General features: G+C 69.1%; 23 protein-coding genes and 1 pseudogene. 15 read left to right on the top strand and 9 right to left on the bottom strand.

The features are described from left to right. Nucleotides 1–19: 19 nt before the first annotated feature. The 3 genes from C7R54_RS27010 to C7R54_RS27000 form a co-directional block, all read right to left on the bottom strand. Nucleotides 20–931, bottom strand: coding sequence for a polyprenyl synthetase family protein (locus C7R54_RS27010; protein ID WP_129154001.1), 912 nt, complete (start codon nt 929–931; stop codon nt 20–22). Beyond that, nucleotides 928–1,218, bottom strand: coding sequence for an exodeoxyribonuclease VII small subunit (locus C7R54_RS27005; RefSeq protein ID WP_240039733.1), 291 nt, complete (start codon nt 1,216–1,218; stop codon nt 928–930). The genes C7R54_RS27010 and C7R54_RS27005 overlap by 4 nt, the downstream gene beginning before the upstream one ends. A gap of 189 nt (nt 1,219–1,407) precedes the next feature. Continuing rightward, on the bottom strand, nt 1,408–2,334 hold the full coding sequence (locus C7R54_RS27000) for an IclR family transcriptional regulator (protein WP_377814853.1): 927 nt from the start codon (nt 2,332–2,334) through the stop codon (nt 1,408–1,410). Nucleotides 2,335–2,409: 75 nt separating this feature from the next. On the opposite strand from C7R54_RS27000, the gene C7R54_RS26995 reads away from it, so the two are divergent. The 3 genes and pseudogenes from C7R54_RS26995 to C7R54_RS26985 form a co-directional block, all read left to right on the top strand. Beyond that, complete coding sequence (locus C7R54_RS26995) at nt 2,410–3,453, top strand: Bug family tripartite tricarboxylate transporter substrate binding protein (protein ID WP_129153999.1); 1,044 nt, start codon at nt 2,410–2,412, stop codon at nt 3,451–3,453. 187 nt (nt 3,454–3,640) lie between these two features. Beyond that, nucleotides 3,641–4,798, top strand: a complete 1,158-nt coding sequence (locus C7R54_RS26990) for an aromatic ring-hydroxylating oxygenase subunit alpha (RefSeq protein WP_129153998.1) — start codon at nt 3,641–3,643, stop codon at nt 4,796–4,798. Between the two features lie 282 nt (nt 4,799–5,080). Beyond that, nucleotides 5,081–5,623, top strand: a pseudogene (locus C7R54_RS26985) (HD domain-containing protein); the annotation flags it as partial. Between the two features lie 103 nt (nt 5,624–5,726). Here C7R54_RS26985 and C7R54_RS26980 read toward each other — a convergent pair. Both C7R54_RS26980 and C7R54_RS26975 read right to left on the bottom strand, forming a co-directional pair. Next, on the bottom strand, nt 5,727–6,584 hold the full coding sequence (locus tag C7R54_RS26980; RefSeq protein ID WP_129153996.1) for a sulfurtransferase: 858 nt from the start codon (nt 6,582–6,584) through the stop codon (nt 5,727–5,729). Further along, complete coding sequence (locus C7R54_RS26975) at nt 6,581–7,462, bottom strand: DMT family transporter (RefSeq protein ID WP_129153995.1); 882 nt, start codon at nt 7,460–7,462, stop codon at nt 6,581–6,583. The genes C7R54_RS26980 and C7R54_RS26975 overlap by 4 nt, the downstream gene beginning before the upstream one ends. A 157-nt stretch (nt 7,463–7,619) precedes the next feature. Between C7R54_RS26975 and htpX the strand changes: the two genes are divergently transcribed. The 10 genes from htpX to C7R54_RS26925 all read left to right on the top strand — a co-directional run bounded on the left by htpX (nt 7,620) and on the right by C7R54_RS26925 (nt 14,987). Continuing rightward, nucleotides 7,620–8,498 (top strand): protease HtpX, encoded by an 879-nt coding sequence (htpX, locus tag C7R54_RS26970; RefSeq protein ID WP_129153994.1) that lies wholly within the window; start codon nt 7,620–7,622, stop codon nt 8,496–8,498. 271 nt (nt 8,499–8,769) lie between these two features. Continuing rightward, nucleotides 8,770–9,207, top strand: coding sequence for a general secretion pathway protein GspC (locus tag C7R54_RS26965; RefSeq protein ID WP_129153993.1), 438 nt, complete (start codon nt 8,770–8,772; stop codon nt 9,205–9,207). 202 nt (nt 9,208–9,409) lie between these two features. Beyond that, nucleotides 9,410–9,841: a type II secretion system major pseudopilin GspG gene (gspG, locus tag C7R54_RS26960; protein ID WP_158021287.1), complete on the top strand. Its 432-nt coding sequence runs from the start codon at nt 9,410–9,412 to the stop codon at nt 9,839–9,841. Continuing rightward, the gene (locus tag C7R54_RS26955; protein ID WP_129153992.1) at nt 9,813–10,370 is read left to right on the top strand and encodes a GspH/FimT family pseudopilin; all 558 of its coding nucleotides are present in this window, start codon (nt 9,813–9,815) and stop codon (nt 10,368–10,370) included. The genes gspG and C7R54_RS26955 overlap by 29 nt, the downstream gene beginning before the upstream one ends. Before the next feature lies 1 nt (nt 10,371). Continuing rightward, entirely contained in the window at nt 10,372–10,755 is a 384-nt protein-coding gene (gene gspI / locus C7R54_RS26950; RefSeq protein WP_240039732.1) for a type II secretion system minor pseudopilin GspI, read from the top strand. Next, nucleotides 10,752–11,474 carry a PulJ/GspJ family protein gene (locus C7R54_RS26945; RefSeq protein ID WP_129153990.1) on the top strand — a complete coding sequence of 241 codons (723 nt, stop codon included), beginning with the start codon at nt 10,752–10,754 and terminating at the stop codon, nt 11,472–11,474. Before gspI ends, C7R54_RS26945 begins: the two co-directional genes overlap by 4 nt. After that, a complete protein-coding gene (gene gspK, locus C7R54_RS26940; protein WP_240039731.1) occupies nt 11,471–12,529 on the top strand; it encodes a type II secretion system minor pseudopilin GspK in 1,059 nt (352 codons plus the stop codon). Before C7R54_RS26945 ends, gspK begins: the two co-directional genes overlap by 4 nt. Beyond that, a complete protein-coding gene (gene gspL / locus C7R54_RS26935; protein WP_129153989.1) occupies nt 12,526–13,533 on the top strand; it encodes a type II secretion system protein GspL in 1,008 nt (335 codons plus the stop codon). Before gspK ends, gspL begins: the two co-directional genes overlap by 4 nt. Continuing rightward, nucleotides 13,530–14,117, top strand: coding sequence for a type II secretion system protein GspM (gspM, locus tag C7R54_RS26930; RefSeq protein WP_158021286.1), 588 nt, complete (start codon nt 13,530–13,532; stop codon nt 14,115–14,117). The genes gspL and gspM overlap by 4 nt, the downstream gene beginning before the upstream one ends. Continuing rightward, complete coding sequence (locus C7R54_RS26925; RefSeq protein ID WP_240039730.1) at nt 14,118–14,987, top strand: type II secretion system protein N; 870 nt, start codon at nt 14,118–14,120, stop codon at nt 14,985–14,987. It begins immediately after the preceding gene. Nucleotides 14,988–15,056: 69 nt separating this feature from the next. On the opposite strand, the gene gspE is transcribed toward C7R54_RS26925, so the two are convergent. Then, nucleotides 15,057–16,487 carry a type II secretion system ATPase GspE gene (gene gspE / locus C7R54_RS26920; protein WP_204524389.1) on the bottom strand — a complete coding sequence of 477 codons (1,431 nt, stop codon included), beginning with the start codon at nt 16,485–16,487 and terminating at the stop codon, nt 15,057–15,059. 34 nt (nt 16,488–16,521) lie between these two features. Further along, complete coding sequence (gene gspD, locus C7R54_RS26915; RefSeq protein WP_129153987.1) at nt 16,522–19,167, bottom strand: type II secretion system secretin GspD; 2,646 nt, start codon at nt 19,165–19,167, stop codon at nt 16,522–16,524. Between the two features lie 131 nt (nt 19,168–19,298). On the opposite strand from gspD, the gene gspF reads away from it, so the two are divergent. Next, nucleotides 19,299–20,522, top strand: a complete 1,224-nt coding sequence (gspF, locus tag C7R54_RS26910; protein ID WP_129153986.1) for a type II secretion system inner membrane protein GspF — start codon at nt 19,299–19,301, stop codon at nt 20,520–20,522. Between the two features lie 57 nt (nt 20,523–20,579). Here the strand turns inward: gspF and C7R54_RS26905 are convergent, their stop codons facing one another. Beyond that, nucleotides 20,580–21,971, bottom strand: a complete 1,392-nt coding sequence (locus C7R54_RS26905) for an L-serine ammonia-lyase (protein WP_129153985.1) — start codon at nt 21,969–21,971, stop codon at nt 20,580–20,582. Between the two features lie 367 nt (nt 21,972–22,338). On the opposite strand from C7R54_RS26905, the gene C7R54_RS26900 reads away from it, so the two are divergent. Further along, nucleotides 22,339–24,012: a Na/Pi cotransporter family protein gene (locus C7R54_RS26900; RefSeq protein WP_129153984.1), complete on the top strand. Its 1,674-nt coding sequence runs from the start codon at nt 22,339–22,341 to the stop codon at nt 24,010–24,012. Between the two features lie 16 nt (nt 24,013–24,028). On the opposite strand, the gene C7R54_RS26895 is transcribed toward C7R54_RS26900, so the two are convergent. Further along, nucleotides 24,029–24,820: a dienelactone hydrolase family protein gene (locus C7R54_RS26895; protein WP_129153983.1), complete on the bottom strand. Its 792-nt coding sequence runs from the start codon at nt 24,818–24,820 to the stop codon at nt 24,029–24,031. Nucleotides 24,821–24,886: the final 66 nt, after the last annotated feature.

The following is a 24,886-nucleotide window of genomic DNA, read 5'->3' as shown; positions in this document are numbered from 1 at the left end:
ACGCCGGGCCGGACGAACGTCAACGGTCTCTCAAAACGATGAAATCGGCCAATTCCGCCAGGCGCTGGCGGCCCTCGCCCAGCGGCGCCAGCGCTTGCAGGGCGGTATCACGCAAGGACGAAGCGAAACGGCGCGCCTCGTCCAGTCCCAGCAAGGAAACATACGTCGGTTTGTTCTCGGCCGCGTCCTTGCCCGCGGTCTTGCCCAGCCTTGCCGTGTCGGCGGTGACATCCAGGATGTCGTCCACCACCTGGAAGGCCAGGCCGATGGCCTGGGCGTAGTCGTCCAGCGCGCGGCGGGCCACCGAGCTCGCGCCCGCCACGATGCCGCCCAGCGCCACGCTGACGGACAGCATGGCGCCGGTCTTCATGCCGTGCATCTGCTGCAGTTCGTCGCGCGTGAGGGTGCGTCCCACGCTGGCCAGGTCGATGGCCTGGCCGCCCGCCATGCCGCGGCTGCCGGCGGCGCGCGCCAGCGCCTGGGTCGCCTGCACCACCAGGGCCGGGGCGATGGGCATGTCCGCCAGGAACTGGAACGCCAGAGGCTGCAAGGCGTCGCCGGCCAGCATGGCGGTGGCTTCGTCGTAGCGCACGTGCACGGTCGGCTGGCCCCGCCGCAAGGTGTCGTCATCCATGCAGGGCAGGTCGTCGTGCACCAGGGAATAGGCGTGGATCAGCTCGACGGCGGCGGCGGCGCGATCGAGCGACGCTTCCATCGCCATGGCATGGCCGCTGAACGGGCAGGCTTGGCCGGCGGCGTAGACCAGTGCGGCGCGCACGCGCTTGCCGCCGCCCAGGACGGCATAGCGCATGGCTTCGTGCAGGCGCGACGGCACGGCGTCGACCGGCGGCAGGAGCTCGTCGAGGGTCTGCTCGATGTGTTGCGCGCGGGCCGTCAGCCAGTCCGCGAAGGCGAGGTGGTTCTGCTTCATCCGTTCGTGTCGTCGTCCAACGCCCCGGGTTCGAGCGGGCGCAGCAAGTCGCCTTCCAGTACCCGCACCTGCTGCTCGGCCTGGGCCAGGCGTTCCTGGCAGATCCGCGTCAGCGCGACGCCGCGCTTGTAGGCGGCCAGGGAGGCTTCCAGCGGCAGGGAACCGTCTTCCATCGAAGCGACCAGGTCCTCCAATTGCGCCAGCGCGCCTTCGAAATCCTGCGGCAGCGCAGCGGCATCGGCCGGGTCGGCCTCGGGAGGAACGGGGGGGATTTGCCTGGACGCCAAGCGGATCTCCGGAATGCGTGAGAAGAATCCGACGATTGTAGCAAGGGGAAAGGCCCCCCCCTACCCGCTTACGCGGGCCCCCCAGGGGGCGAAACCGGCGGACCGGGGTACCCGGATCCGCGGTTTCCCCGATGGGGGTGGGGTTCTTAACACGGGTGCGGTGGGGGGGGGGGGTGGGAGTTGAGCGAATTACTGGGGTGGGCGGGACAGGGACTGGGCGGTGCGGCGGAGGATGGGGGCGACCTCGTCGCGGAGGACGGATTCGGGGAGCAAGGTGGCGGGACCGCCGCAGCTGATGACGAAGATGCCCTCGCCCGTGGCGGACTCGAAAGGCGCGGCGGCGGCGTTGATGCCGGACTGCCATTCGCCTATCGCGAAACAGCAACCCGTGGCCGCCAGGTCGGCGACGCAACGGTCGACGACGTCGGGCAAAGGCGCCAGCGGCCCCAGGCGCAACAACAGGTCCCGCCGCGCGGCGGGCGCCAGCAAGGCCAGGTAGGCGCGCCCCATGGCACTGTCCATGCTCACGCGACAACCGACCGGCAGGCGCAGGTACAAGGCCGAAGAGCCATGGATGGCCTCGACATAGGCCATGGCGTCGCCATCACAAGTGCCCAACGCCAGCGCCGCGCCCGTCTGCTGCGCCAGGGATTGCATGGCCGGCTTGGCCAGCTGGCGCACCTCCAGCCCCGACAACAGGCCCAGGCCCAGCGCCAGGACGCCATGCCCCGGCGCATAACGGCCGCTGTCGCGGTCATACCGCAGATAACCCAGCTCCATCAGGGTGTAGGTAATGCGGCTGAGCGTGGCCTTGGGCAGCCCGGTCAGCCGCGCCAATTCCAGGTTGCCCAAGGCTCCACTGCCCGACTGGAAGCAACGCAGGACCTGCAGCCCGCGCGCCAGGGCGGTAATGAAATCGGCCGACCGCTCCGCCCCCTTCCCTCCCTCCGCCGCCACCGAGCGCCGTCGTCGCCCCGCCCGATCCCGCCCCACAGCGGCCACGGGCGCGTCGCCGGCGCGCTCGGTCTCGGCGGCAGGCGTCACCTCGGGTTTTCCTTGAGCGCGAAAGGATTGCATTCGACGAGATCCCTTTTTATATTGAATTCCGTAATACAAAATTTAATTCCGATATACGGAATTTAATAAGTCGCGGTGTTTTTTTCAACCGCTCATCTTCCTGGGGATTTATTCATGCGACATTGGCTCAAGTTTTTTGCCTTGGGACGGCCCGGCGGCAAAGAGTGCCCCCTTGGGGGCAGCAAGCGGCGCAAGCCGGGCGGCCTGGGGGTATTTTTCGCCGCCCTGGCGCTGGCGGGCGCCTGCGGCGCCGCCAGCGCCCAATACCCGGACCGGCCCATCCGGGTGGTCTCGCCCTTCCCGGCAGGCGGCGCCACCGACGTGCTGACCCGCCTGCTGGCCGAACGCATGGGCAAGGACCTGAAGGCCTCGATCATCGTGGAAAACCGCGCCGGCGCGGGCACCGCCATCGGCGCGTCCTATGTCCAGCGCGAAGCCCCGGACGGGTACACCGTCCTCATGGCCACCAATTCAACCCTGGTGACCAACCGGTACCTGTACAAGGAGTTGCCTTACGACCCGGACGGCTATGCGCCCATCGGCATGGTGGGCATCGGCCCCCTGGTCCTCCTGGCCGGCCCCAAGGAGCCCTTTCACAACACCGCTGAACTGGTCGCCTACGCGAAGAAGAACCCCGGCAAGCTGACCTTCGCGACTTTCGGCCCGGGCACCTCCTCGCACCTGGCCGCCGAACTCTTCAAGTCCCAGACCGGCATCGACATCCTGCATGTCCCCTTCAAGGGCGCCAACCAGGCCCTGCCCGCCCTGATCGGCGGCGACGTCGACCTGTTCTTCGACATGGTCGCCACGGGCATGCCCCAAGCCAACGCGGGCAAGGTGCAGGTTTTCGGCATCACCAGCAAGCAGCGGCTGGACAGCGAACCCAAGCTGGCCACCATCGCCGAGCAGGGATATCCCAAGTTCGACATGGCCGCCTGGTTCAGCTTCGTCGCGCCCAAGGGCACGCCGCCGGAAGTGCTCGACAAGCTCCAGGGCGCGCTGGCCACCGCGCTCAAGGACGAGACCGTACGCAAGAAAATGCTGGAGATGGGCATCCAGCCCAGCGACGGCACGCCGCAGGCGCTGACCGCCCAGATCAAGGCGGAATTGCCGGTGGTCCAGGCACTGGTGAAGCAGGCGAACGTGGTACTGCAGTGACGGTGCCGCGGTAGCCGCGCGGCACTGGGGAACAACGAAGCAGCCACCGAACAAGACCGCGGGAGGGCGGGTTTGGCCCGCGCCTCCCCCTGGGGTACAATCGACGTTTTGATCGGCCAGCCCGATTTTTCTTCGCGCCAGAACGGATCCGTGCCGTCCTGGCTTTTTTATCCGAGCGGAGGGAATCATGACCGACGTCGGTCGGATGGCGCAATTTGTGCCGGCTCGCACGCAGCTACCCGTCAGCGCCTATTTTGACGAAGCACGTTTTCAGCGCGAGCAAGAAATCATTTTCAAACAGTCGTCCCTGTACGTCGGCAACCAGAAGATGGTTCCCGAGGTAGGAGACTGGCGCACGCTCGTCCAGGAAAACGGCGGACGCGTATTGGTGCGCAACCAGGAAGGCATAGAACTCATCTCGAATGTCTGCCGCCACCGCCAGGCCTTGATGCTGGGCGGCGCCACCGGCAACGTATCCGGCAACGTCAACACCGCCGGCAACCTGCGCGCCACCGGCGGCAATATCGTCTGCCCGCTGCACCGTTGGACCTACGACAAGCAGGGCCAGTTGCTGGGCGCGCCCCAGTTCGCCGCCACGCCCTGCATGGACCTTCCGCGGTTCCGCCTGCGCGATTGCCACGGGCTGCTGTTCGAAGGCCCGCGCGATCCGTCCAAGGACCTGGCCACGCTGTTCAACCGGCCCGAGTTCGATTTCGGCGACTATGTGCTGGACCATGTCGAAGTCCACCAGTGCAACTACAACTGGAAGACTTTCATCGAGGTCTACCTGGAGGACTACCACGTCGCGCCCTTCCACCCGGGCCTGGGCCATTTCGTCACCTGCGACGACCTGGAATGGGAATTCGGGAACTGGCACAGCGTGCAGCGCGTGGGCGTGCATAATGCCCTGGCGCAACCCGGTTCGGACGTCTACCGCAAGTGGCACGACAACCTGATGCAATACCGGGCGGGCGACGCGCCGGAATTCGGGGCGATCTGGGCGACGTATTTCCCCACCCACATGATCGAGCTGTATCCCCACGTGCTGGTGCTGTCGACCCTGCACCCGCGCGGTCCGCAGGATACGGTCAACGTGGTGGAGTTCTACTACCCCGAGGAAATCGCCGCCTTCGAGCGCGAGTTCGTCGAGGCGCAACGCGCGGCCTACATGGAAACGGCCATCGAGGACGACGAGATCGCCGAACGCATGGACGCCGGCCGCAAGGCGTTGATGCTGCGCGGCGTCACCGAAGCGGGTCCGTACCAATCACCCATGGAAGATGGCATGCAACATTTCCATGAGTGGTACAGAACCATAATGGCGGAAACGGAACCCCATCCGTAATGCCCTGCCGTGCGCGCGGGCCACTCTCGCCAGGGAGAACCGCGCGCACAGCCCGTCCACGCAGGAGGGGCGGCGCCGCACAGGCCGCTAACAGGCGCTAAACAGGCCCTACAGGCCACTACTCAGGCCACTACTCAGGTCTCTACGCAGACCACTACACAGACCGTTACTCAACGCCTGCGATTCTCCGCTCCGCCGTCATGAAAAAATCAAGTCGCGCTGGTCAACTGAAAAGGACCACCACAGCGCGCGCCATGCTGCGCGACCGTAAGGAGCAAGGCCATGGGACTGACTCTGGACCAGATAGCAAACCTCTTCCACCTCACCGGTAACCTGCCCTACGGCGATACCGCGGTGACGCAAGCCGAGCACGCCCGCCAGACCGCCGCGCTGGCGCTGGCCGAAAATGCCGCCCCCTCGCTGGTGACCGCCGCCCTGCTACATGACCTCGGCCACCTCATCATCCAGCACCCCGATGCCGTGCGCATCGAGGGCGCCGACTACAAGCACCAATATTTCGTCCTGCCCTTCCTGCGCGACCTGTTCGGGCCCGACGTGCTGGAACCCATCCGCCTGCATGTCGAGGCGCACCGCTACCTGTGCTTCGTCGAGCCCGACTACCTGGGACCGAGCAACAGCGCGGCGCGCCGGGCGCTCGATCTCGCGGGCGGCATCTTCGACGCGACCCAGGCCAGCGAATTTTCCGCCATTCCCTGGGCGCCGGAGGCCATCCGCCTGCGCCGCTGGGACGACCAAGCCAGCCGCATAGGGGTCGAGCCGCCGCCCCCCCTGTCCTATTTCATGGAAATCGCCGCCCAGGTGTCGCAACAGCACCAGGCCATGCGGCCGCCCCGCCTGGGCGCGTCGCCGCGGGCGACGCCGCGCCATCCGGCGGCATGGCCGGGCGCCCTGATCCGCCCCCCGGCGGTCAGCCCTTGGCCTGGGGCCGCGAAGGATCGCTGATCCACTCGCTCCACGAGCCGGGATACAGGCGCGATCCGGCCAGGCCCGCCACTTCCATCGCCAGCAGGTTGTGCGTCGCGGTTATCCCCGACCCGCACTGGTGCACGATGGTGTCGGGTGCGCGCTTGCCCAGCACGGCCTCGAATTCCTTGCGCAGTTCCTGCGGCGACTTGAAGCGGCCATCGGCGGCGAGGTTTTCCGTATTGGGCCGGTTCAAGGCCCCCGGAATATGCCCGGCCACCGGGTCGATAGGCTCCATTTCGCCCCGGTAGCGGGCTGCCGCGCGGGCATCCAGCACCGTGTAGGCCGGCTGCGCGATATTGGCGAGGACGCTGTCGGCGTCCACCGGCTCGGTCAGGGGAGGACGCGGGACCAGGCCGCCGCCCGCGCCGGCGGGCGCCGCCTGCGGGCCGGCGCCGCTCTCCACCGCCAGGCCAGCGGCCGACCAGGCCTGCCAGCCGCCATCGAGCACCGCCACGCGATCGTGGCCCAGCCAGCGCAGCATCCACCACAGGTGCGCGGCGAACTGGCCGCCGCTGGCATCGTAGGCGACCACCAAGGTGGCGGGCGTGACGCCATGGCTGGACAGCAGCGCGGCCAGCGCGGCGCGGTCCGGCAAGGGGTGGCGGCCGTTCCTGCCCGTGCGCGGCGCGGCGAGTTCGGTCTCGTTGTCCAGGTAGCGGGCGCCCGCGATATGCGACTGCTCGTATTGGCGACGGCCGGCGGCGTGGTCCATCAGGTCATGGCGCAGGTCGAACACGCGCAGGTCGGCATCGCCCAGGCGCGCGGCCAGTTCGGATACGGAAATCAAGGTCATCGTCATACGGCATTCTCCCGGGCAGTCTTGGTAAGGGGGCGCTTTTCGCGCATGGTCCGCCAGACCGACAGCAAGCCGGCCGCGATAATCAGGCCCATGCCGGACCAGGCGATGGCATCGAGATGATCGTGCCAGAACACCATGCCCAGGCAGGCGGCGAAGATGATGGTCGTGTACTGCAAGGCGGCCGTCAACAGGGCCGAGCCCAGGCCGAAGGCGCGCGTCATCGCAAGCTGGCCGCACAGGCCCGACAGGCCGATGCCGAACAGCGCGGCGTATCCGGCCAGGTCGGCCTGGCCCCAGCCGTGGATGAACAGGCCGACGATGCTGCTGAGGCTGACCGCCAGCGAAAAGAACAGCACGGTGCGCCATTCCGGCTCGCCGATGCGCCCCAGTTCGCGTATCTGCATCATCGAGATGGCCGCGGCGCCGCCGGCGCCCAGGCCCAGCAGCGCCGGCAGCCACTGATCGTCGCCGATGCTGGGCCGCAGCACGGCGATGACGCCCAGGAAGCCCAGCGCCACGGACGTGATGCGCACGGGATCGCGCTGCACGCCGCCCCACCCCAGCATGTAGCCGGCGATGAAGAGCGGCGAGGTGTAGTTCAGGCTGGTGGCCGTGGCCAAGGGCAGATGGGATAGCGCATAGAAGCCCAGCCACATCGACGAGACGCCGGCCAGGTTGCGCCACAGGTGCGGCCGCCAGCGGGTCGGCACGATGGAGTGACGGCCGGCCCGTGCCCACGCCAGGATCAGGATCACCGAGGGCATGCCCCGGAACAGCACGACTTGCGCCAGGGAGGCCTCGTGCTCGGCGGCCAGTTTCACGCAAGAACCCATGATGGCGAACATGAGCGCCGCCAACAACATCCAAAGAGCCTGCATGAGACCTGCGAAATTCCGTAAGGGTGGGGGTGGAACCGATAATATACTCGCTGTCACGACGGGGGAGCCCGCCGGAACCGGCGGTGCGGGCCGCCGGGAACCCTGGCCGGCTTGTCACGTCCAAGCTACATCCGCTCGCAGAGGATCCATAACAATCATGAAACGCATCATTCTTTTTGTGCTGACCAACCTGGCCGTCATGCTGGTGCTGTCGGCCACGCTCCGTATTTTCGGCGTCGACCGCTTCCTGATGGCCAATGGCCTGAACATATCGCAGCTGCTGGTCTTCTCGGTCATCGTCGGTTTCACCGGTTCCATCATCTCGCTGTTCATGAGCAAGCCGATGGCCAAGTGGAGCACCGGCGCCCAGGTGATCGACCCCAGCGCGCCGCGCGACCAGCGCGAGGCCTGGCTGGTCGACACCGTGCACCAACTGGCCGACCGCGCCGGCATCGGCCGGCCCGAGGTGGCCATCTACGACGGCGCGCCGAACGCCTTCGCCACGGGCGCGTTCAAGAACGACTCCCTGGTCGCCGTCAGCACGGGGCTGCTGGAAAGCATGACGGAAGAAGAAGTGGCCGCCGTGCTGGGCCACGAGGTGGCGCACGTCGCCAATGGCGACATGGTGACGCTGACGCTGATCCAGGGCGTGGTCAACACCTTCGTGGTATTCCTGGCGCGCGTGGTCGGCTACTTCATCGACCGCACGGTCTTGCGCAACGAACGCGGCCTGGGCGCCGGCTACTACATTACCGTGATCGTCTGTGAAATCCTGTTCGGCATCGCCGCGTCCATCATCGTTGCCTGGTTCTCGCGCCAGCGGGAATATCGCGCCGATGCCGGCTCGGCCCAGCTGCTGGGCTCGCGCGATCCGATGATCCGCGCCCTGGCCCGCCTGGGCGGCCTGGAAGCGGGCGAGCTGCCCAAGTCCTTCGAGGCGTCGGGCATCAGCGGCCGCGGCGCGGTCAGCGCCCTGTTCGCGTCGCACCCGCCCATCCAGCAGCGCATCGCCGCGCTGCAACGCGGCGCCGCCTGAGCCGCGCGCGGCGCAGCCTGAGCCGAGCCCTGCCCCGCACGGCCGGATCCTGGCCGCTCGGCGGCGCCTCGGCCCGTCGCGTGCGGCGGCGGGGTTCGTAGCCGGGCACGAGCGCCCTGACGACATGACGCTCACGACATGACCATGACTGTCCCGTGAATTCCGGGCAGCTATACTCGGGGCCGCCCTTCGGGCACGCCCGCCATGGGCGGCCATGAAACCCGCGCCGCGTCCGTCCGACATGGAACGGGCGGCCCGTCGTCCGACTGCCATGCTTACCTTGCCCCGCGTTTCTCCGCCACGCCTGCTCCAGGCACTCGCCATCCTCGGCCTGGCCGCCGGGCTGGGCGTCTGGGGCGCCATCCTGCTCGCGCCTCGTCCGGATGCGCCGCCACCCGCGCTGCACGCCGCGGCCGCGCGCGCCGTGGACACCGCCCCTGCCGCCTTGCTGTTCGGCAAGGACGGCACGTTGAAGACGCAGGTCACCGTAACCGGCATGATCGCCGACGGAACCGACGGCGCCGTCATCCTCAGCGTGGACGGCGGCCCGGCCCAGGCCTGGCGCGCAGGCCAGGAAATCTCCCCAGGACTGCGCGTGGCGCGGATAGGCAACAACGCGGTCGTGCTGGACCAGAACGGCGCCACGACCACGATCGCCGCGCCGCCCTTGCCGGCCGCGCCCGCCGGCATCATCGACGCGCCGCGCTGACGCGTCCGGTAGCCTGAGGCGTCCGCCCGGTCTGACGCGTCCGCCTGGTCTGACGCGTCCCGGAGTACCTGTTCGCCCGCGAACCAGCGTCCCAGGCGCATCCGGCGTCCGCCGCGTCCTCTCCCGCCGGCGCGCCCCACTCAATATTGCTGTCATATTGCACCGTCACACTTGCCCGTTTCCCGGAAGAACGGAGTGAGTTGTGCATCGTCGACGCAGTGCCGCCAGGGCACGCCAGCAAGGTTTCACCCTGATTGAAATCATGGTGGTGGTAGTGATCATGGGCATCCTCGCCGCCTTGATCGTGCCGCGCGTGCTCGACCGCCCCGACCAGGCCCGCCAGGTCGCGGCGCGCCAGGACATCGGCGGCCTGATGCAGGCGCTCAAGCTATACCGCCTGGACAATGGCCGCTATCCGACCACGCAGCAAGGCCTGCAGGCGCTGGTTGCGCGGCCCGACAGCACGCCCAACTGGCGTCCCTATCTGGAGCGCCTGCCCAACGACCCCTGGGGCCATCCCTACCAGTACCTCAGCCCCGGAGTGAAAGGGGAAGTCGACGTGTTCTCCTTCGGCGCCGACGGCAAGACCGGCGGCGAACAGAACGATGCGGACATCGGCTCCTGGGATCTCTGAACGCCCTGCCCGGCTTATGCGCCCGCGCCGACGCCGTCGCTCTTCGAGGCGCCGCGAAGGCGGCTTCACGTTGATCGAGCTCCTGGTGGTGCTGGTCATCATCGGCATCGCGGCCGGCATGGTCGGCATTTCCGCGGTGGCCGCGCCGGACCGGCGCCTGCATGAAGACGGCGAGCGCCTGCTGCAGGCCTTCGCCGTCGCGCAGAGCGAAGCGCGCAGCGATGGCCGCGTCATCACCTGGCGCGCCTCGGCTTCCGGTTATCGGTTCGAACGGCCCGGACGCCGGGCAGCGAGCACGGGCGATGCCGACGACGAAGCGCCGTTGCCGCCCGATGACTTCCATGACGATCCGGTGCTGCGTCCGCAACCCTGGTCGGCCGGCCCCGTGGCGGTCACGCCGGCGGGCCGGGCGGGCTGGATCGTGTTCGACACGGAATGGATGGCCGACCCCATGCAACTGACCCTCAGCGCCGGCGGCCGCGACATCACCCTCACGCGCGACGCCGGCGGCGCCTATGCGGTGCGATGACATGCGCCACGCCCCGCGACGCCCACAAGGGGGATTCACCCTGATCGAGGTGCTGGTGGCCCTGGCGATCATCGCCGTGGCCCTGGCCGCGGCCCTGCGCGCCACCGGCGTGCTGGCGCAGAACAACCACGCGCTGCGCGACAAGACGCTGGCCCTGGTCGCCGCCGAGAACCGCATGGCCGAGTTGCGGTTGTCGCAGGTGCTGCCGGATCCCGGCAAGCAGGACACGCCCTGTCCACAAGGACGCCTGGACATGGTGTGCGAGAGCACCTACACCTACTCTTTGAATCGCGCCTTCCGACAGGTGTCGGTGCGCGTGTACCCGCGCGGGCAGCCGGGCATGACCCTGGCCGAACTGTCGGGCCTGCTGGCGAACGTACGATGAAGCAAGGCGCTGACCATGCCGGCATCGGCGTCCGGACCCGCACCGGGACTCTGGACCGGGCCCGGAACCGACCCTTGCAGCGGACCATGGGCCGGCCCTCGACGCCACCCCACACCCCTGCCGGCGGCGCGGGCGACCAGGCCGGCTTCACCCTGATCGAGGTGCTGGTGGCCATCACCTTGATGGCCCTGGTCAGCCTGCTTGCCTGGCGCGGCATCAGCCGGGTCGCCGACACCCGCGCGTGGCTGGAGCGGGACGCCGCGGACAACGCCGTCGTGGTGCGTACCCTGGGCCAGCTCGAACGCGACCTGACCCTGTCCGACGATGGCCACAACAGCGACGATGCGGCACGCCCCGGGCTGCCCGTGGGCGGCGTCGCCGTGGCACAGGAACCCGGCAAGCCGCTGCAACTGGAGATCGTGCGCGCGTCCCCGGCCGGCGACGGCGCCTGGCAGGCCGTGATCTGGCGCATCCGCAATGGCGCGTTGTGGCGCTATACCGGGGCGGCCGGCCTGCGCTACCCCCTGCCCCCGGCGCAGGCCGGCGCCGAGGTCATGGCCGGCGTGGCCGCGCTGGGCGTGCGTTTCTGGATACCCGGACAAGGCTGGGTCCTGCCGGGCACCGCCGGCGTCGGCAAGGCCAGCGGCGTGGAGATCGCGGTCGAGCGCAATCACGACGGCCAGCGCGAACGCTACACGCGCGTGGTGGTGCTGCGATGAATAGGACAGTCGCCTTGCGTCCGCGGCCGCCGGCGTCGCGCCGGCGGCCGGCCTATGGCCGGTCATCGTGCCATCGGGCATCGCACGGCCCGGCATCGCGCCCCGCAGACCTGGGTGCGCGGCAGCACACCCGCCAGCGCGGCATGGCGGTGGTCAGCGCCCTGATCGTGGTCGCCGTGGTAGCGGCGCTGACCTCCGGGCTGTTCATGCGTCAGACCGCCGCGCTGCGCCAGGTGGAAAACGAACAATCGCGCGCCCAGGCCCGCTGGCTACTGCTGGGCGGACTGGACTGGGCGCGCCTGGTGGTGCGCGAAAGCCTGCGCCGCGAAGCCACCGTCCACGCCGGCCAGCTATGGAGCGTGCCCGTGCGCGATACGCGGCTGGAACGTCCGGGCGATGGCCGCGTGGCGGTGTTCTCCGGCTACGTCGAAGACGAACAGGGCAAGTTCAACCTCTACAACGTGGCGCGCAACGGCCTGATGCTGCCCGACCAGGTGGGTATCCTGCAACGCCTGCTGGCGATGCTCGGCAACCAGGACAGCCTGGCGCGGACGCTGGCGCAGCGGGTGGCGCTGACGCAGCCGGCCAAGGCCGTGACCGACGCCAACGGCGCCATCATCGCGGCGTCGACGCCGGCGCGCGCGCCTATGCCGCGCGGCCTGGACGACCTGCTGGGCACACTGGACCTGGCGCCCGCGCTGCGACGCGACCTGGCCCGTACGTTGACCTACCTGCCCACCACCACCACCATCAACGTCAACACCGCCCCGCCGGAGGTGCTGGCCGCGCTGGCGCCGGACATGACGCTGGCGCAGGCGCGCGTGCTGATCGGCGAACGCGAGCGTGGCGCCTGGTTCAACGACGCCGCCGATTTCGCCAATCGCCTTGCCGGCCTGGGCGTGGCCACGACGCCGGCTGGCATCGGCGCCACCAGCGCGTGGTTCTCCGCCACCGGCACCGTGGTCTACGAACGGGCGCACCTCGTCATGCGGGCCTTGATCCAGAGCGCCGCCGACCAATCCACCGACATCGTCTGGAGACGGGAAATCCATTGAAGAACACCCTACGCATCGCCCTTCCCGGCCTGGCCGAGGCTAGCGCCACGGCCCCCCTCGCCTACGCCTGGTTCGATCGCCAGGGTCGCTGCGCGCGCAGCGGCGAGCTGGCCGCCGCCGCGCTGGCCACGGCCTTCCCGGGCGCCCGCGCCGAAGCCGTGCTGGCGCCGTCCGACGCCATCGTCACCACCGTCCAGGTGCCCGCCGTTCCCAAGCGCATGCTGACGGCCGCCGTGCATGGCGCCATGGAACCCTTGCTGTTGAGCGATATGGACGACCTGGCGGTCGGGCACGGCCCGCGCGCGGCCGACGGCACGGTGACCGTCGCCTGGGCCGCGCGCGATCCGCTGGCCCGCGCCTGGCGCCTGCTGGCACAGGCCGGCTTGCGCGTCGATGCCTTGTTGCCGGCGCAGCTGGTGCTGCCGGAGGACGATGCCACGCCCGACCAGGCGCTGGCCTTGCCCGCGGACGCGCGCTGGCGCCGCGACGCGCCACGCTGGTCGCTGGCCCTGCCGGCGCTGAGCCCGCGCCAGCGTTCGCCCTGGCGCGCGCCCTTGTGGTGGACGGCGGCCGCCGCCGCGGTATGGATCGTGGGATTGAATATCCATGCCGCGCGGCTGCGCGGCGAGGCCACGGCCTTGCGGACGCGCATGGAAGCCCAGGTGCGGGCGGCCTTTCCCGACATCCCCGTGGTGGTAGATCCGCTGCGCCAGGCCGAACAGGGCCGCAACGCGCTATTGACCGGCCAGGGCGCCAGCAGTCCCACCGACTTCGTGCCGCTGGCGCTGGCCACGGCCGGCGCCCTGCCCTTCGCCGCCGGCCACACGGCGGTGCTGCGCTATGCCGACGGCGCCGTCACCATCAAGCTGGACGGCGCGGATGGCAAGGATCCCGATCAATTGGCGCAAGCTCCCGCCATGGCCCAGGCCGCCACGGCCCTGGGCGTGCGCATCGAAAAGCAGGACGCGCCGTCGACATGGCGCATCACCCGGAGTCAACCATGAAGCGTCCCGATCTGGGCGCGCGCGCCGCCGCCTGGTCCGCGCGCGCACGGCAAGGCCTGCGTCCGCTGGCCGCCTGGCATGCGGCGCTGACGTCGCGCGAACGCCGCCTTGTCCATGCTGGCGGCGCGGCGCTGGCGCTCTATCTCGTTTTCACGGTCGCCATCGATCCGGCCTGGACCGCCATCGCGCGGGCACGCAACGAACTGCCCGCGCTGCGCGCCCAGGCCGCCACCGTGACCAGCCTCGCCAACGAAGCGCTGCGCCTGCGCCAACGCGGCGGACGCGCATCGAACACGCCCCTCGCGCCGGCGGACATCGACGCCAGCCTGCGCCGCGCCGGCCTGGCGCCCGACAGCTGGCGCACGACGCAGGAAGGCGGTGCCGCCGGCAAGCCGGCCAGCTGGCGCATCGATGTCAAGGAGGCATCGTCGTCGGCGCTCATGCGCTGGAGCGACACCGTGGCGGCGGACCTGCGCCTGCGCGTGGCCAGCGCCGAGCTGACACGCGCCAGCACCGAGTATGGCCGGCCTATCCCGGGCAAGGTCGATGGCATGCTGCGGCTCGCCGCCGCGACGGATCGTTGAATGCAACTGCTGCATGCCTGGCGCGCGCGGCGCGCGCCCTCCCACGTCCCCCACCTCCCCCACGTCCATGGATCGCGCCTGGGTCGCCATGGTTTCCCACTGGCCGCCCTGCTGGTGGCAGTGGTCGCCGCCCTGGCCGTGCTGCCGGCCCGGTGGCTGATGCGCCTGGGCGATGACCAGGCCATGGTTGCCATCGTCGATGCCTCGGGCACGATATGGAACGGCGCCGCGCTGCTGGCGCTGGGACCGCCGGGCGCGCGCCGCACGCTGCCCCAGCCGCTGAGCTGGCATTGGACCTGGCAAGGCGTCGTCCTGCGCCATCCCTGGCTGGGCGGCGACGTCCGCCTGTCGCCGGCGTGGCGCGGCCTCGCCACACCGTCCTTATCCCTGTCGGGCCAGACCCTAAGCCTGCCGGCGGACATGCTGGCGGCGCTGGGCGCGCCGTTGAACACCCTTGCGCCCGGCGGCAGCCTGGCGCTGAGCTGGCCGGACTATGAAGCCGGCGTCACGCGCGCACCCACGCTGTGGCAGCTTGAATGGCGCGATGCCTCATCCGCCCTGTCCAGCGTGCGCCCCCTGGGTTCCTATCGGTTGCAGGCGACGGCGGCCGACGGCAAGGGCGCCAAGGCCGGCGCCAGGGGTGGTGCGATTGGTGGTGCGACGGGTGGCGTGATCAACCTGACGCTCGGCACCCTCTCCGGTCCCCTGCGCGTACAGGCGACAGGCACCTGGGACGGCCGCAAGCTGGATTTGCACGGCACCGCCGAAGCGGCCGCGGGCAGCCCCGAAAACGTGCGCGAGGGACTCGACGCCTTGCTGTCCGCGCTGGGGCGCCGCAGTGGCGGCCAGAGCATTTTTGGAACGCGATAAGGCGACGTTGTGGGCCAGTGGCCGCACCCGTGGCTATCGTCAAAGGTGCAGCCAGCGGCCATCGATGCATCAATGGTCCCGCGTCACCCGCACGATCTCCTCCGGCGCCGTCACGCCGGCGGCGATCCAGCGTTCGCCGTCCTCGCGCATCGACCGCATGCCGGCCGCCACGGCCGCTTGCCGCAGGGCCTGCTCGTCGCGTCCCTCGTGCACCAAGCGGCGCACGTCCTCGTCCACCACGAACAGCTCATGGATGCCGGTGCGCCCGCTATATCCCGTGTGATTGCAGTGCGCGCAGCCGACAGGCCGATAGACCACCCTTCCGTCCTCTTCATGCGGCGCCCGGCAGTGCTGGCACAGCCGGCGCACCAACCGCTGCGCCAGCACTCCCAGCAGCGAGGACGCCAGCAGGAACGGCTCCACACCCATGTCAGTCAGGCGCGTCACCGCGGATACCGCATCGTTGGTGTGCAGCGTGGCCAGCACCAGGTGGCCCGTCAGCGACGCCTGCACCGCGATCTGCGCCGTCTCCAGGTCCCGTATCTCGCCGATCATGATCACGTCCGGATCCTGGCGCAGGATGGCGCGCAGGGCCAGGGCGAAACTCATGTCGATCTTGCTGTTGACCTGGGTCTGGCTGATCCCCGGCAGGTCGTATTCGATGGGGTCTTCCACGGTGAGGATATTGCTGGTGCTGGCGTCCAGGCGCCCCAGCGCCGCGTATAGCGTGGTCGTCTTCCCGCTGCCGGTGGGCCCCGTCACCAGCACGATACCGTGCGGCTGGCGGATCAGCCCATCGAGCCGCGCCAGCAGCGCCGCGCCCATTCCCAGCTTTTCCAGTTGCAGGCGTCCGGCCTCCTTGTCCAGCAAGCGCAACACCGCGCGTTCACCATGCCCCGTCGGCAAGGTCGAGACCCGCACGTCGATCGGCCGGCCGCCCACCCGCAGGGCGATGCGGCCGTCCTGCGGCAGGCGCTTTTCCGCGATATCCAGGTGCGCCATGATCTTGATGCGCGATATCAGCGCCGCGTGCAGCGCCTTGCGCGGCGACACCACGTCGCGCAGCGTCCCGTCGACGCGATAGCGCACCACCGAGTGCGTCTCGAAGGGCTCGATGTGGATGTCGCTGGCCCCGTCCCGCGCCGCCTGGGTGAACAATGCGTTGATCATGCGGATCACCGGCGCGTCGTCCTGCGCTTCCAGCAGGTCGGCGACCTCCGGAATGTCCTGCATCAACCGGTCGAGGTCGACCTCGTTCTCGGCCGCGCCCATCACCGTCGCGGCGTCGCCGGTGTCGCTATAGGCCGCCGTGAGCAGGGTCTCCAGCACATCGTCGTCCACGGTCTCCACCGCCAGCTCGCCATAGCGCCGGCGTATTTCCGCCAGCGCCCAGGATGGCGTGCGCGGGCTGACGGTCAGGCGCGGCAGGCCGGCGCGCGTGGCGAGCACGGCGCGCTGCGCGCGCGCCCAGGCATAAGGTAGCGAAGGCAAGGCGCTCACCGGGCGCCCCTCCTGTCGGCGCGACGCAAGGCACTCATGGCTGCGTCACCAGTTCAGGCTTGTAGCCCAGCTGCTTGAGCAGGGACAGCGCGGTATCGACGCTGCGCGCATCGCGCGGCACCTGCGACCGCACCACATAGCCCTGGCCGCCGGGACCGGGCTGGCTGTAGGCGTCCAGGCCGCTCATGCGCACGCGCCCCGCGATGCTGTCGGCCTGCTCCCGCGCGTCGGCCAGCGCGAACTGCAACGTGGTCTTGGTCGTATCCGTTTCCCCGTACAGCGCGGAGGGATCGGTGGCGATGGTCACGCCTATGGGCACGTTGGCCCGTATCACCTCGTCCGGGGGACGTGGCGTCTCCGGCAGCTGCCGCACCGAGTACGACTGCGTGACGGGCGGCGGCGCCTGCCTCATCGTCTCGGCCGCGGCGGCCGGCCGCAGGTCATAGGCCCCCGTCGGCACGCCGCGCACATTGGCCGGCGGCAGGATGGGCGCGGTCATGCCGGGCAGCGCCCAGTGCTCGCCGGGCTGCACGGCGCTCTGCGCACGGCGCATATAGTTGTAGCGGTCCAGGGTGACGCCCATGCTGTCCTGGCTATTGCGGATCACGTGCGGACGCAGGAAAACCATCAGGTTGGTCTTCTCGCGGCTGCGCGTGTCCGAACGGAACAGCGCGCCCAGCAAGGGGATCGAGCTCAGGCCGGGTACGCCCTGGTTGGTGGTCGACACGCTGTCCTGCAACAGGCCGCCCAGCACGATGATCTGGCCGTCGTCGATCAGCACGCTGGTATCGATGGCGCGCTTGTTGGTGACGATGCCGCTGGTCGACGTGGAACTGGCGGTGTCGATGGAGCTGACCTCCTGGTAGATGTCGAGCTTGACGGACCCGCCTTCGGATATCTGCGGCCGGATATTCAGCTTCAGGCCGACATCCTCGCGCTCTATGGTCTGGAAGGGATTGCTGCTGGAACCGCTGCCCGAGGTCACGTATTGCCCCGTCACGAAGGGCACGGTCTTGCCCACCATGATGCTGGCCGCCTCGTTGTCCAGCGTCATCAGGTTGGGCGTGGACAGGATGTTGGCGCCGCCATTGGTCTTCAACGCGGTCGCCAGCACGTTAAGGTTGAGGATCTGGCCGATCCCGGGAATCGTGGTGGTGCCGCGGATCAGGCCGATGTTCAGGCCCGACGGCAAGGCGTCGATGGTGGTCGCGGCGGACGTGTTGATGCTGGATCCGCCCAGGTTGGTGCCACCGATCACGGACGCGCCGTTGGTGCCCAGGCCATTGGTGGCGCCGAACCACTGGATGCCGATCTGCGCGGCCTGGTCCTCGGTGACCTCGACGATCATGCTTTCCACGAGCACCTGGGCCCGGCGCTGGTCCAGCATGTCGATGACTTCGCGCAGGCTGCGGTACTGCGGCTCCGTGGCCGAGATGATCAGGGTATTGGTCGCCGGGTCCGCCTGCACCGTCGCGCCGTTGCCCGAATAGGAAACCGGCTGCATGTTGTTGCTGCCGTCCACGCGCGCGATGGCCTGCTGCTGCCCCGAACCCAGGCCGGCATTGCCGCTCGACGACGTCCCCGTGGTGCCGTTGCCGCCCATGCCGGTCGGCGTATACATGTTGCCGCCGCCGGTGTTCTGCTGCCCGCCCTGCTGTCCCGCCGCGCGGTTGCCCTGCGCGCCCGCGGCCCCATTGCCGTTGGCGCCGGGCGCGGTGCTGGCCTGGCCGGACAGCAAGCCGCCCAGCACCGCCGCCAGCCGCACGGCCTGCGCGTTGCGCAGGTACACCACGTGCAGGTTGCCCGCATTGGCCTGCTGGGTATCCAGTTTCACCACCAGGTCGCGCGCCAGGGCCGTGCGCGCGGGACTGCCCGCGCGGATCACCACGTTGTTGGTGCGCGGGTCGGCGACCACGGCAATGCGCTGCGACGCATCGGCGCTGTTCTGCTGTGCATCCAGCAGCTGCGACGCCAGCGCCGCCACGTCCGACGCGATGGCGTAGCGCACGGGCACCACCGCGGTGTCTATCGACGTCGGCACGTCGATGCTGGCGATCACGCGCGCGATGCGCTCCATGTTGTCGGCGTAGTCGGTGACGACCACCGTGTTGTTGCCGGGATAGGCGTTCACCGGATTGTTCGGCGGCACCATGGGGCGCAGCACCGGCACCAGGTTGGCGGCGTTCTCGTACTTCAGCGGAAACACCCGCGTGACCACTTCCCCGCCCGAGGCGCGCGGCGACCCCACACCACCGGCAGCACCGGCAGCACCAGGCGCGGCGCCGCGGCCGCGGCGATCGAACTCCTCCACCGACATGGCGCTGCCTTGCAGCTTGGCGTCGGCCTCGGGCACCACGCGCGTCACGCCGCCCACTTCGACGATGGCATAGCCCTGCAGGCGCAGCGAGCCCGCCAGCATGTTCATCGCCGTCTGGCGATCGACCGGCTGGTCCGACACCAGCGTCATCTTGCCCTTGACCCGGGGATCATAAAGATAATTGCGCTTGGTGAAGAGCGACATCGCGCGCAGCACCGCGGCGATGTCGACGTCCACGAAATTCAGCGACACCTTGTCGTCCGCGCCGCGCACGGACGGCTGCGCGTAGGCCGTGGCCGGCAAGCCCGCGCAAAGGGAGAGGGACAGGGCACAGGCCGCCAGTCGTTGCAGAACGCGTCGCATGATCCATCGTGTTTATGACTTGAAACGCGGCGAGTATACGGGGGGGCACTGCAACACTACGGTCATATTCGACCCGCAAGGTAGCGGGCTGCGGATACCGCCGCGATGCCCTGAGAACCCCTCGTTTCCGCATGCCTTCCTTTCGCTATACCGCCACCGACGCGCTCGGCAAGACCGTGCGCGGATTGATCGACGCCGACACCGCGCGCGGCGCTCGCAACCAGCTGCGCGCGCGCGGCCTGCTGCCCTTGTCGACCGAGCCGGCCGGCGGCAGGACCACGGACGCAGGGGCGGGGGCGGGCCGCGCCCTGTTCGGGCCCAGGCTGAGCGATGCCGACCTGGCCTGGCTGACCCGCCAGCTGTCCAGCCTGCTGGCCGCCGGCCTGCCCCTGGACGCGGCGCTGGGCGCGGCGCAGGACCAGGCCGAGCGCAAGCACGTGGCCGAAGTGCTTGCCGGCGTGCGCGCCGACGTGCGCGCGGGTCACCGCCTGGCGCAGGCCCTGGCGGCGCGGCCGCGCGACTTTCCGGAGATCTACCGCGCGCTGGTGACGGCCGGCGAGGAGTCCGGCGAGCTGTCCACGGTGATGGACAAGCTGGCCGTCCATATCGAAGACCGCAACGCGCTGCGCAGCAAGATCCTGACGGCCTTCATCTATCCCGGCGTGGTCGGCTGCGTGTCCGTGGTGATCGTGATCTTCCTGCTGGGCTATGTCGTGCCGCAGGTCGTGTCGGCCTTCAGCCAGACCCACCAGCAGCTGCCCTTCCTCACGCGCGCCATGCTGGCGTTGAGCGACTATGTGCGGCAATGGGGATGGCTGACAGGCCTGGTCGTCGCCGCGCTGGTGCTGGCCTGGCGCCGCGCGCTGCGCCTGCCCGCCGCGCGCCTGGCCTGGCATGCGCGCGTGCTGCGCCTGCCGCTGGCGGGCCGCTTCGTGCTGGGCGTGAACGTGGCCCGCTTCGCCTCCACGCTGGCCATCCTTTCCGGCAGCGGCGTGCCGCTGCTGCGCGCGCTCGACGCGGCGCGCCAGACCCTGGGCAACGACAGGCTGCGCGATGCCGTGGACGACGCCACCGCGCGGGTGCGCGAAGGCGCCACCCTGGCGTCCTCGCTGCAGGTGCAGCGCGTGTTCCCTTCCTTGCTGATACACCTGACAGCCAGCGGCGAGAAGACCGGCACGCTGCCGCACATGCTGGAACGAGCATCGTCCACGCTGGCGCGCGAACTGGAGCGCCGCGCCATGGCGATGACGGCCCTGCTGGAACCGGCCATGATCCTGCTGATGGGCGGTTTCGTGCTGATGATCGTGCTGGCGGTGATGATGCCCATCCTGGAGATCAACCAGCTCGTGCGCTGAACCCCCGTGCGCTGAACACCCGTGCGCTGAACGCCGCGCTGCCCGGCCTCTCCGCGCTCAGCACTCGACGATGTTCACCGCCAGGCCGCCGCGCGCCGTTTCCTTGTACTTGGTCTTCATGTCGGCGCCGGTCTCGCGCATGGTCTTGATCACCGAATCCAGCGAAACATAGTGATGGCCGTCGCCCCGCAGCGCCATGCGGGCGGCATTGACCGCCTTCACGGACGCCATGGCGTTGCGCTCGATACAAGGAATCTGCACCAGGCCGCCCACGGGATCGCAAGTGAGTCCCAGGTTATGTTCCATGCCGATCTCGGCCGCGTTCTCGACCTGCGACACGTTGCCGCCGAACACGGCGGCCAGCGCGCCGGCCGCCATCGAACAGGCCACGCCCACCTCGCCCTGGCAGCCGACCTCCGCGCCCGAGATCGATGCGTTGTACTTGTACAGCAGGCCGATGGCCGCCGCGGTCAGCAGGAACGCATGCACGCCTTCACGGTTGGCGCCCGGCACGAAGCGGTCGTAGTAATGCAGCACCGCGGGAATGATGCCGGCCGCGCCATTGGTGGGCGCGGTGACGACCCGGCCGCCTGCCGCGTTTTCCTCGTTGACGGCCATGGCGTAGAGATTGACCCAGTCCATCACGGATAGCGGATCCGACAAGGCGCGTTCCGCCCGCTGAGTCAGGTTCCGATAGAGCTCGGGCGCGCGCCGCCGCACCCTCAGGGGCCCGGGCAATTCGCCATCGGCCTCCGGATGCGCGATGCCGCAGCCGCGTGTCACGCAGTCCTGCATCACGCGCCAGATATTGTCCAGGCCGGCCCGCACTTCATCCTCCGTGCGCCACGTCTGCTCGTTGCGCAACATCAGGTCGGCGATGGACAGGTCCGCGTCCTCGGCCATGCGCAGCAGCTCGCGTCCCGTGCGGAAGGGATAGGGCAATTGGTCGTGCGCCGCGATGACCTGGCTGTTCGAGGCGCCGGCCGTCACCACGAAACCGCCGCCCACCGACAGGTAGCGCGCCTCGCGCAGGCTGGCGCCCTGGGCGTCGAAGGCATGGAACTTCATGCCGTTGGGATGCTCCGCCAGCGCCTCCCGCCGGTAGAACAACAGGTGTTCCTTTTCCGTGAAAGGCACGGCGTGCTCGCCCAGCAGGACCAGGCGCCGGTCGGCCCGCACCTGCTGGATGAGGCCCGCGATGGCGTCGGGGTCGACCGTGTCGGGCGCCATGCCCATGAGTCCCAGCAGCACTCCCTTGTCGGTGCCGTGGCCCTTGCCCGTCGCGCCCAGCGAGCCATAGAGCTCGGCCCGCACGCCGGCCACGGCCGGCAGCAGGCCGTCGCGCTTGAGTCCCGACGCGAACAGCAAGGCAGCCCGCATGGGCCCCACGGTGTGCGAGCTGGAGGGACCAATGCCGATCTTGAAGAGATCAAAGACAGAAACAGCCAAGATAACCCCACGTTCCGTTGCGGCGATGTGCGTGCGCGCCCGGGCCCATGCCGCCGTCCGCGGCTGCTGGCCGTCGTGCTCACATCAGTGCCCACATCATATACCCCCAGCCTGCGCGGAAAGGCGGTCGGCGGCGTCACCTCGCGGCCCGTACCCGTGGCTGGGCACCCCGCCCGCGCACTTACCTCAAAAAATGGGTTATGGGGACCATAAATACTTTTATGAGAACGTTTTCATTTTTGTTTCGACCCCTGGTAACTTCTCGTGCGATGATGGCAGCGTCCCCTTCCATCTGAACTATCATGGTCGCGCGTTCCGCGCCGCCGATCCGCGCCACCATGAGCGCTTACCCCACTTTCATCTGCCTATGTCCGGAATCATCACGCTACTCGACTTCGCCGGCTATGTCGCCCTGTTGCTATGGGGGGTGCACATGGTCCAGACGGGAGTCCAGCGTGCATTCGGCGCGGCCCTGGGCGCGGCGCTGGGGCGGGCATTGGGCACGCGCTTGCGCGCCTTCTGCGCCGGCCTTGCCATCACCGCGGCATTGCAAAGCAGCACCGCCACCGGCCTGATGATCACGGGCTTCGCCGCGGGCGGCGTGGTGGCCCTGGTGCCCGCGCTCGCCGCCATGCTGGGCGCCAATGTCGGCACCACGCTGATCGTGCAACTGCTGTCCTTCGACCTCACGGCGCTGGCGCCCATCCTGATCCTCGCCGGCGTCTGGATGTTCCGCCGCTACCCGCCCGGACGCACGCGCGACCTGGGCCGCGTCTTCATCGGCCTGGGCCTGCTGCTGATGTCGCTGCATGCCCTGGTCGAGCTGTTCACGCCCTTCCAGACGGCCCCGCTGCTGCGCACCATCCTGGAAGCGCTGGCCACCCAGCCCGTCGCCGCCATGCTGCTGGCCGCCGCGCTGACATGGGCGGCCCATTCCAGCGTGGCCGTGGTGGTGCTGATCATGTCCATGGCCACCCATCATCTGGTGAACGGACCGGCCGCCTTCGCCATGGTGCTGGGCGCCAACCTGGGCACGGCAATCAATCCCATCATCGAAGGCGTGTCCGGCGACGATCCGGCGGCGCGCCGCCTGCCCCTGGGCAACCTGCTGACCCGCCTGGCGGGGGTGGTCGTCGGACTGCTGGTGCTGCCCTGGATCGAGCCCTGGATGAACGGGCTTTCCAACGACCCGGCCCGCGCCGTCGCCAATTTCCACACGCTGTTCAACGCCGTGATCGCGCTGGTCTTCCTGCCGGTGCTGGCGCCTTACGGCGCGCTGCTGACGCGCTGGCTGCCCAAGCGCGCCGACCCCGACGATCCCTCGCTGCCCCACTACCTTGACGAGGCAGCGCACGATGTGCCCGCGGTGGCGCTGGGCAATGCCTCGCGCGAGGCGCTGCGCATGGCCGACATGCTGCAGACCCTGCTGCTGCTGGCGCGCGCCGGCTTCAAGCGCGACAACCGCCACCGCCTGATGCAGGCGCGCCAGATGGATACCGCGCTGGACAAGCTGGAAACCGCCATCACGCTCTACCTGGCCACGCTGGACCGCGAGAACATGACCAGCGAGGATGTGCAACGCATGGAGGAAATCCTGGCCTTCGCCAGCAATATCGGCCACGCCGGCGACGTCGCCTATCATGGCCTGCTGTCGCAGGCGAACAAGCTGCGCAAGCAAGGCTGGGCGCTGGCGCCGGAACAGCGCGAGGAACTGGACGAGGCCCTCGGCCAGTTGCTCGCCAACGAACGCCGCACCGCCGCCCTCTTCGTCAATGCGGACCTGCGCCAGGCGCGCTCCCTGGCGGGAGAAAAGGAAAGGTTCCGAGGGCTGGAGATCGCCGCCTCGGAAGCCCACCTGAACAAGATCAAGTCCGGCCAGGTGGATGCCGCCGAGGTGGGGCAGCTCTACCTGGACCTCCTGCGCGACGTCAAGAACGTCAACTCGTACCTGGTCGGCGCGGCCGCCTACCCGGTGCTGGCCAAGGAAGGCGAACTGCTGCCGAACCGGCTGCGCGAAAGCGCCGACGAGGCGACGCCCTGACCCAGGCCTGGGCCGTTTAGTTCAAGTACTGGGCGAACCAGTCCACCATGCGCTTCCAGCCGTCCTTGGCCTCGGCCTCGCGATAGCTGGGACGATAGTCCGCGAGGAAGGCATGGCCGGCGTCGGGATAGACCACGAACCTGGACGCCTGGGCCTGGGCATTGCCCTGCGCCAACTTGGCCTTGACCTGCTCGATCGTATCCAGCGGAATGCTTTCGTCCTTGGCGCCATAGAGCCCCAGCACAGGACCATGCACCTTGTCGGCGATGTCGACGACGAACTTCTTGATCAGCGGGCCGTGTCCCGTCGTCAACTTGCCGTACCAGGCCACGCCGGCCTTGACGTCGGGGTTGTGCGCGGCATACATCCAGGTGATGCGGCCGCCCCAGCAGAACCCGGTGATCCCCACGCGCTTGGGATCGCCGCCATGCTGCGCCGCCCAGGCGACGCTGGCGTCCAGGTCGGACATGACCTGTTCGTCGGGCACCTTGGAGACGATCTCGGCGACCAGCTTGGGGATATCGGTATAGGCCGAGGCATCGCCCTGGCGTTCATACAGGTTGACGCCGATGGCGAAGTAGCCTTCCTTGGCGACGCGGCGGCAGACATCCTGGATATGCTCGTGCAGGCCGAAGATTTCCTGCACCACCAGCACGATGGGCAGGTCGGCCTTGCCTTCGGGCAAGGCGTAATAGGCTTGCACCGTGCCGTCCTTGACGGGCAGGTCGATCAGGCCATGGGTCAGGCCTTGCGGACTGGTGTGGATGACCGTGGGCTGCACGGTACCGGCGGCGGGAGCGAAACTCATGACGGATTCCTTGTCGTGGGTGGAGGTGCCCCGCGCCTTGCGCGCCTACCGGTCGCCATGCGAACC

It is taken from the genome of Achromobacter aloeverae, from assembly GCF_004121055.1.
Taxonomy (GTDB): Bacteria; Pseudomonadota; Gammaproteobacteria; order Burkholderiales; family Burkholderiaceae_B; genus Bordetella_C; species Bordetella_C aloeverae.
This window is presented reverse-complemented; position numbering and strand designations above follow the sequence as displayed.

Coding starts and splice junctions, on each gene's coding strand:
- gspI (WP_240039732.1), top strand. CDS start 10,372: ATGCGCCACGCCCCGCGACGCCCACAAGGGGGATTCACCCTGATCGAG.
- C7R54_RS26965 (WP_129153993.1), top strand. CDS start 8,770: ATGCTTACCTTGCCCCGCGTTTCTCCGCCACGCCTGCTCCAGGCACTC.
- C7R54_RS26895 (WP_129153983.1), bottom strand. CDS start 24,820: ATGAGTTTCGCTCCCGCCGCCGGTACCGTGCAGCCCACGGTCATCCAC.
- C7R54_RS26945 (WP_129153990.1), top strand. CDS start 10,752: ATGAAGCAAGGCGCTGACCATGCCGGCATCGGCGTCCGGACCCGCACC.
- C7R54_RS26925 (WP_240039730.1), top strand. CDS start 14,118: ATGCAACTGCTGCATGCCTGGCGCGCGCGGCGCGCGCCCTCCCACGTC.
- gspD (WP_129153987.1), bottom strand. CDS start 19,167: ATGCGACGCGTTCTGCAACGACTGGCGGCCTGTGCCCTGTCCCTCTCC.
- C7R54_RS26975 (WP_129153995.1), bottom strand. CDS start 7,462: ATGCAGGCTCTTTGGATGTTGTTGGCGGCGCTCATGTTCGCCATCATG.
- gspF (WP_129153986.1), top strand. CDS start 19,299: ATGCCTTCCTTTCGCTATACCGCCACCGACGCGCTCGGCAAGACCGTG.
- C7R54_RS26955 (WP_129153992.1), top strand. CDS start 9,813: ATGCGGACATCGGCTCCTGGGATCTCTGAACGCCCTGCCCGGCTTATG.
- C7R54_RS26990 (WP_129153998.1), top strand. CDS start 3,641: ATGACCGACGTCGGTCGGATGGCGCAATTTGTGCCGGCTCGCACGCAG.
- gspM (WP_158021286.1), top strand. CDS start 13,530: ATGAAGCGTCCCGATCTGGGCGCGCGCGCCGCCGCCTGGTCCGCGCGC.
- htpX (WP_129153994.1), top strand. CDS start 7,620: ATGAAACGCATCATTCTTTTTGTGCTGACCAACCTGGCCGTCATGCTG.
- C7R54_RS26995 (WP_129153999.1), top strand. CDS start 2,410: ATGCGACATTGGCTCAAGTTTTTTGCCTTGGGACGGCCCGGCGGCAAA.
- C7R54_RS27010 (WP_129154001.1), bottom strand. CDS start 931: ATGAAGCAGAACCACCTCGCCTTCGCGGACTGGCTGACGGCCCGCGCG.
- C7R54_RS26900 (WP_129153984.1), top strand. CDS start 22,339: ATGTCCGGAATCATCACGCTACTCGACTTCGCCGGCTATGTCGCCCTG.
- C7R54_RS26980 (WP_129153996.1), bottom strand. CDS start 6,584: ATGACGATGACCTTGATTTCCGTATCCGAACTGGCCGCGCGCCTGGGC.
- gspK (WP_240039731.1), top strand. CDS start 11,471: ATGAATAGGACAGTCGCCTTGCGTCCGCGGCCGCCGGCGTCGCGCCGG.